This window comes from Caldibacillus thermoamylovorans, assembly GCF_000751775.1.
Taxonomy (GTDB): domain Bacteria; phylum Bacillota; class Bacilli; order Bacillales; family Caldibacillaceae; genus Caldifermentibacillus; species Caldifermentibacillus hisashii.
On record NZ_CCRF01000102.1, the window covers coordinates 110,152 to 116,262 of the forward strand.

The 6,111-nt window shown below is 38.8% G+C and carries 6 protein-coding genes; 4 read left to right on the forward strand and 2 right to left on the reverse strand.

Annotation, left to right across the window (positions count from 1 at the left end):
* Positions 1 to 9: 9 nt before the first annotated feature.
* A complete protein-coding gene (gene pepT, locus BT1A1_RS16825; RefSeq protein ID WP_034773425.1) occupies positions 10 to 1,245 on the forward strand; it encodes a peptidase T in 1,236 nt (411 codons plus the stop codon).
* Positions 1,246 to 1,420: 175 nt separating this feature from the next.
* Here pepT and BT1A1_RS16830 read toward each other — a convergent pair whose 3' ends face one another.
* Together BT1A1_RS16830 and BT1A1_RS16835 are read right to left on the reverse strand one after the other, a co-directional pair.
* Positions 1,421 to 2,953, reverse strand: a complete 1,533-nt coding sequence (locus tag BT1A1_RS16830; RefSeq protein WP_034773427.1) for a solute symporter family protein — start codon at positions 2,951 to 2,953, stop codon at positions 1,421 to 1,423.
* On the reverse strand, positions 2,950 to 3,291 hold the full coding sequence (locus BT1A1_RS16835) for a DUF485 domain-containing protein (protein ID WP_034773430.1): 342 nt from the start codon (positions 3,289 to 3,291) through the stop codon (positions 2,950 to 2,952). The genes BT1A1_RS16830 and BT1A1_RS16835 overlap by 4 nt, the downstream gene beginning before the upstream one ends.
* A gap of 624 nt (positions 3,292 to 3,915) precedes the next feature.
* On the opposite strand from BT1A1_RS16835, the gene uraA reads away from it, so the two are divergent.
* From uraA to BT1A1_RS18935, 3 genes are all read left to right on the forward strand, one after another.
* Positions 3,916 to 5,199 carry a uracil permease gene (gene uraA / locus BT1A1_RS16840; protein ID WP_034773433.1) on the forward strand — a complete coding sequence of 428 codons (1,284 nt, stop codon included), beginning with the start codon at positions 3,916 to 3,918 and terminating at the stop codon, positions 5,197 to 5,199.
* A gap of 627 nt (positions 5,200 to 5,826) precedes the next feature.
* Positions 5,827 to 5,964, forward strand: a complete 138-nt coding sequence (locus BT1A1_RS18930) for a hypothetical protein (protein WP_156103290.1) — start codon at positions 5,827 to 5,829, stop codon at positions 5,962 to 5,964.
* The coding region (locus BT1A1_RS18935; RefSeq protein WP_156103291.1) for a hypothetical protein at positions 5,931 to 6,111 on the forward strand (181 nt) is incomplete at its 3' end. The genes BT1A1_RS18930 and BT1A1_RS18935, both read left to right, overlap by 34 nt.

The following is a 6,111-nucleotide window of genomic DNA, read 5'->3' on the forward strand; positions in this document are numbered from 1 at the left end:
TGAAAAAAATTGAAAGATGAATTGATTACACGCTTTACCACTTATGTCAAGATTGACACACAATCAAATGAAGATAGCCAAACTTGTCCATCCACACCGGGACAATGGGATTTGTTGAACCTTTTGGTAGATGAATTAAAGGAAATTGGCATGGAAGAAGTAACCATCGATGAAAATGGGTATGTGTTTGCAACTCTTCCAGCCAATACGAATAAGCAGGTTCCGACAATCGGTTTCTTAGCACATGTCGATACGGCGACAGATTTTACCGGAAAAAACGTCAAACCGCAAATTGTCGAAAATTATGATGGTGGAGATGTGATTTTAAACAAAGAGCTAGGAATTGTTTTATCACCGGAAGCCTTCCCTTCTTTAAAAAATTACAAAGGGCAAACCTTAATCACAACCGATGGAACGACCTTACTTGGAGCGGATGATAAGGCAGGCGTCGCTGAAATTATGACGGCCATGAATTACCTCATTCAACATCCGGAAATTAAACACGGGAAAATTCGGGTTGCTTTTACACCTGATGAGGAGATTGGACGCGGGCCGCATAAATTTGATGTTAACCGTTTTGGTGCAAAGTATGCTTATACAATGGACGGCGGGCCACTTGGGGAATTACAATATGAAAGTTTCAATGCAGCCGCTGCTAAAATTACGATAAAAGGAAACAACATTCACCCGGGTTCTGCCAAAGGAAAAATGGTGAACTCAATAAAGATCGGTATGGAGCTAAATCAACAATTACCGGTTAGAGAAGCCCCCGAGTATACGGAGGGATATGAAGGATTTTACCATCTTCTTTCTTTCCATGGCGATGTTGAAAAAACTGAGCTTTACTATATCATACGTGATCATGATCGGCAAAAGTTTGAAGCAAAAAAAGAGAATTTAGTAAAAATCGTTGACCAATTGCGCCAAAAATATGGAGAAGACACGATTGGTTTAAAGTTAGAAGATCAATACTACAATATGCGGGAAAAAATTGAGCCGGTTAAAGAAGTTTTTGAGAACGCCAAAGAAGCGATGGAGAGATTGGATATTACCCCTGTCATTGAACCGATCCGTGGCGGTACGGATGGCTCCCAATTATCTTATATGGGTTTGCCGACACCGAATATTTTTGCCGGTGGAGAAAATATGCATGGGAAATATGAATTTGTCTCCATAGAAACAATGATGAAGGCAACTGAAGTGATTGTTGAAATTGCGAAAATTTTTGAAGAAAAGGCAAAATAACTTGCTTGTATAAAACGGTGAGGAAAAAAACATCTTCATCTGCTCGTATTGAAACAATAGTGGAGAAAACTCGGTAATTGCCGAGTTTTCTCTTTATATCAACGTTTCTTCGTTTTTTTTGCGATTATGCGAATGCTTCACCTAGATCGATAGAACCTGAATAGATTTTATTCGTTTATTTATCGCGATAACCGGTATTAGCCCGGAACTTCACTTCTGCATAACGAACGAAATCAGTTTTTCCTGATAACACCGTCCCCAAATATCCGCCCAAAAATCCAAGCGGAACAGAAATAATGGCCGGATTGGTTAGCGGGAAGATTGGGTTGCCAACAAAAATAGCTGCTCCTTCAGTCGGTGAAAATACACTTGGACTGATACTTACTAATACTAATGCTGAAGTGAGACCCGATAACATAGCGGAAATTGCCCCCGCTGTATTAAACCGCTTCCAAAAAATTGTATAAACGATAACCGGCAAATTGGCACTTCCTGCAATACAAAAAGCAAGTGACACAAGGAAGGCAACATTCATATTTTGTGCAAATAATGCCAATAAAATGGAGAGCACTGCTACACCTAATGAAGCATATTTTGCTGCGAGAACTTGTTGTCTTTCTGTTATCTTACCCTTTTTAATAATTTGTCCATAAATATCATGAGCAAATGCCGATGCACCACTTAATACAAGACCGGATACAACGGCTAAAATGGTTGCAAAGGCAACTGCTGATACAAAGGACATTAAAAAGTCTCCGCCTAATACTTGAGCAAGTAATGGAGCTGCCATATTCCCCGCTTCGTTTGCTTCAACGATTTTTTCTGAACCGACAAAAGCCGCTGCTCCAAATCCCAAGAAAACCGTTAAAATATAGAAGATTCCAACAATCCATGTTGCCCACATCACTGAACTGCGTGCCGTTTGTGCATCTTTAACCGTAAAGAAACGCATTAATATATGCGGAAGTCCTGCCGTGCCTAATACGAGCGCCGTCATTAATGAAATTGTATCGAGTGGATTTTTATATTTTACACCCGGATTTAAGAAGTCCTCTCCAAGCGGTGTTGCAGTTTTCATTTTGGTAAACATCGTAGCTATATTAAAATTGAATTTAGACAAGACAATAAAGGAAATAACGACGGTAGCTGCCATCAACAGAACAGCCTTGATAATTTGTACCCAACTGGTTGCTGTCATTCCGCCAAATAATACATAAATGGTCATCATAACACCAACGATTAATACAGCCAACCAGTAATCAATATTGAATAATAATTGAATAAGTGCGCCTGCACCGACCAACTGAGCAATCATATAAAATATGACAATGGTAATCGTACTTAATGCAGCAACCCCGCGAACTTTTTTTGCATCGAATCGTGCATTAATCATATCCGCTAACGTATATTTTCCTAGATTCCGAAGCGGTTCAGCAACAATAAATAAAACAACGAGATATGCAACGAGATAACCGATACTGAAGAAGAAACCATCAAACCCTGTTAAAGCAATGGATCCGGCAATCCCAAGAAAGGATGCTGCCGATAAATAGTCACCGGCTATAGCCAAACCATTTTGCCATCCCGTTAGACCTCCGCCTGCCGTATAAAATTCATTGGCCGTTCTTGTGCGTTTAGCAGCAAAATACGTTATGATTAGCGTACTAGCGACGATCAGTAAAAATAATATAACAACTGTCGTATTCATTTACTCTCCCCCTTCTTAACGAATTCTTCTGTAACATCGGCTGCTAATTTGTCAAACTTTGATGACTTTTTCATATATATAGTAACTAATGTCCAAGTCATTATGAACTGAGCAAACGCAAAGATCCACGCCCAATTGATGTCGCCAAATGCCGGTTGATGTAGCAATTTTGTATAAGAAGTCATAATCGGTAAGGCAAAGTAAAATAACAGGAAAAACACAGTACACGGGACAAGAAATTTTTTCTTTTGATCCATTAATTCCTTAAATTTTCCCGTCTCAATGATTCTTTCAAACTTTGTTTTTTCTACTTCCACTTTTTGCTCGGCATGATTCATAAATGATTCCTCCTCAGTACATTTTTAAGCGTTTACATTTTGAAAATTAAGATACTTTAAGAAATAATTCTTCCTGTTTCCTAAGGTTTATTACACCACCATTTCTAACTAAAATTCTTATATTTTAAAATATACATTTTTTAATTAAAATGGGCAACATATTTTTTATCTTTTTAAAATTTTTCTAAAATAATATTGCTTTTTTATGTTTGGACCGTCTTTTTGGCTTACTACATTTTACCAAAAATAATATTCTAAATTGAATTGAATTGAAGGTTGCTTTTTTCATATATAATAGGGGAGTTTTTTATAAAAAACAGGGGAAATCTTTGCCCAGTACCATAAATAAATCATTGAAAAAGGGACTTCTTATGGATAAAGTGATGTGAGAAAATAATTTATTGACTTTCTTTTCTTTTCCTGCCATAATATTTTTGACAAGTAAATGAGTACCTTTAAATTCAGTCCTGTGAGGCTGGCAAGGTTGGCGGAATACAACGTTATACTGTTTCTGTATCCTTTTGTGTTGGATGGACGGATATAGCACCTTGCCCTTGTACAGGCAAGGTGCTTTTTTATATATAAAAATTTTTTCGAATCGTATTTAAGAAGGAGAGAATGATGATGGAAAAAAATGTCATCCAAGTTCATGAAAAATTACCCTTTTGGGAAAGTCTCCCACTAAGTTTACAACATTTATTTGCAATGTTTGGGTCAACTGTTTTAGTCCCTGTGTTATTCGGCGTCGATCCCGGGACAATTTTATTAATGAACGGAATTGGTACACTCATTTACATCTTTATTACAAAAGGAAAAATTCCCGCATACCTTGGATCAAGTTTTGCCTTTATTTCACCGGTTTTCGTTGTGTTGGGCCGCTATTCCGGTTTGGAAGGGTATAGTTATGCTCTTGGTGGATTTTTTGCTGTTGGTGTCATTCTGGTCATCATTGGTTTAATCATTAAGGCTGTCGGTACCGGATGGCTGGATCTCATTTTTCCCCCGGCTGCAATGGGCGCTATTGTTGCCGTTATCGGGCTTGAATTAATACCAACTGCTGCCCAAATGGCCGGATTTATTGCGCCGGCAGATGCAACCACAGACTGGGCCATGGATCCAAAGACCGTGACTGTATCACTTTTGACTTTGGCCATTACTATCGTTTGCTGGGTAACATTACGCGGCTTTTTGAAAATTATCCCGATATTAATTGGGATTATCAGTGGGTATATCATCGCTTTCTTTGCCGGTCTTGTTGACTTTACAACGGTAAAAGAAGCATCATTCATTGCCTTACCAACCTTCTACTCTATTAAATTTAACTGGTCTGATATTTTGGCAATTATTCCGGCCGCTCTTGTCCTAGTTCCGGAGCATATCGGGCATACAATGGTTACCGGAAACATTGTCGGAAAAGATTTAACAAAGGACCCCGGGTTGGACCGCTCATTTTTAGGGAACGGGATTTCAACAATTCTGTCCAGTTTGGTTGGCTCAACACCTAATACAACTTATGGGGAAAACATTGGTGTCTTGGCCATAACAAAAGTGTATTCAACATGGATCATTGGCGGAGCAGCAGTCATTGCCATTTTCCTTTCCTTCTTTGGTAAATTTGCAGCATTAATTTCTTCTATTCCAACGGCCGTCATGGGCGGAATTTCCTTGTTGCTGTTCGGAATGATTGCTGTGAGCGGTCTCCGTACACTTGTGGAAGCAAAAGTTGACTATGATAAATCACGAAACTTAATCTTAACTTGTGTTGTTTTAGTTGTCGGCCTAAGCGGCGCTACAATTCAACTCGGCTCGGTACCGCTAAAAGGTATGGGCTTAGCCACCATTGTTGCCATTATTCTGAGCTTATTCTTCAAACTCCTTGATGTTTTGAAATTATCGAATGAAAAATAGATAACTAATTTGTAAGATTTGAGAAATTTTTACAAAGAGGTTAGAGGCAACTGACTAATTATAAGATTACTTGCTTTTGTGGTCTGACCTACTATAAGTAAGTGAACTTATTCGAATTTTTTCAGTAGCCTCAAGGGGTTACAGGAAAATGTCCCATAGTTTGGTGCTATGGGACATTTCATGTTAATATACAAGAGGAATTGGCTCATTGATAAGGGCAATACCCCGGTTATGGGATATTTGATTAAAGATTCCGAGACCAATGAAAAAGTGCAAATATATCCATAAGATTGACCGTCAAACACCATATCTATTTATATCCACGTGGTCTACCCTACTGAATATTGTGTGAGTAAACTTATTTAAATTGTTTTTCCCTAGCTTTAAAGATTTCTTGAAAAGTGTCCTATTGAATAATTTATCTTGAAAGAACCACTCTCGTCACCATATTTGGGCGAAAATCTGCTTTTTTTGACGACAGGACTCTTTCTCGTCACCTTTTTGAGCCGGAAAATGCCACTTTTTGGCGACGAGACCTCTTCTCGTCACCTTTTTTGGGCGAAAAACACCATTTTTGGACGACGAGACTCTTTCTCGTCACCTTTTTGAGTCGAAAAACGCCATTTTTTGACGACGAGACCTCTTCTCGTCAACTTTTTTGGGCGAAAAACACCATTTTTTGGCGACGAGACTCTTTCTCGTCACCACTTTGGGGTAAAAAACTCACTTTTTTGGCGACGAGACCTCTTCTCGTCGTCATTTTGAGCCGGAAAATGCCCATTTTTGGCGACGAGACTCTTTCTCGTCGTCACTTTTGCTCGGGAAACTCACTTTTTTGGCGACGAGACACCTTTCTCGTCGTCACTTTTGCATGGAAAACTCCACTTTTTGGCGACGAAACTCTTTCTCGTC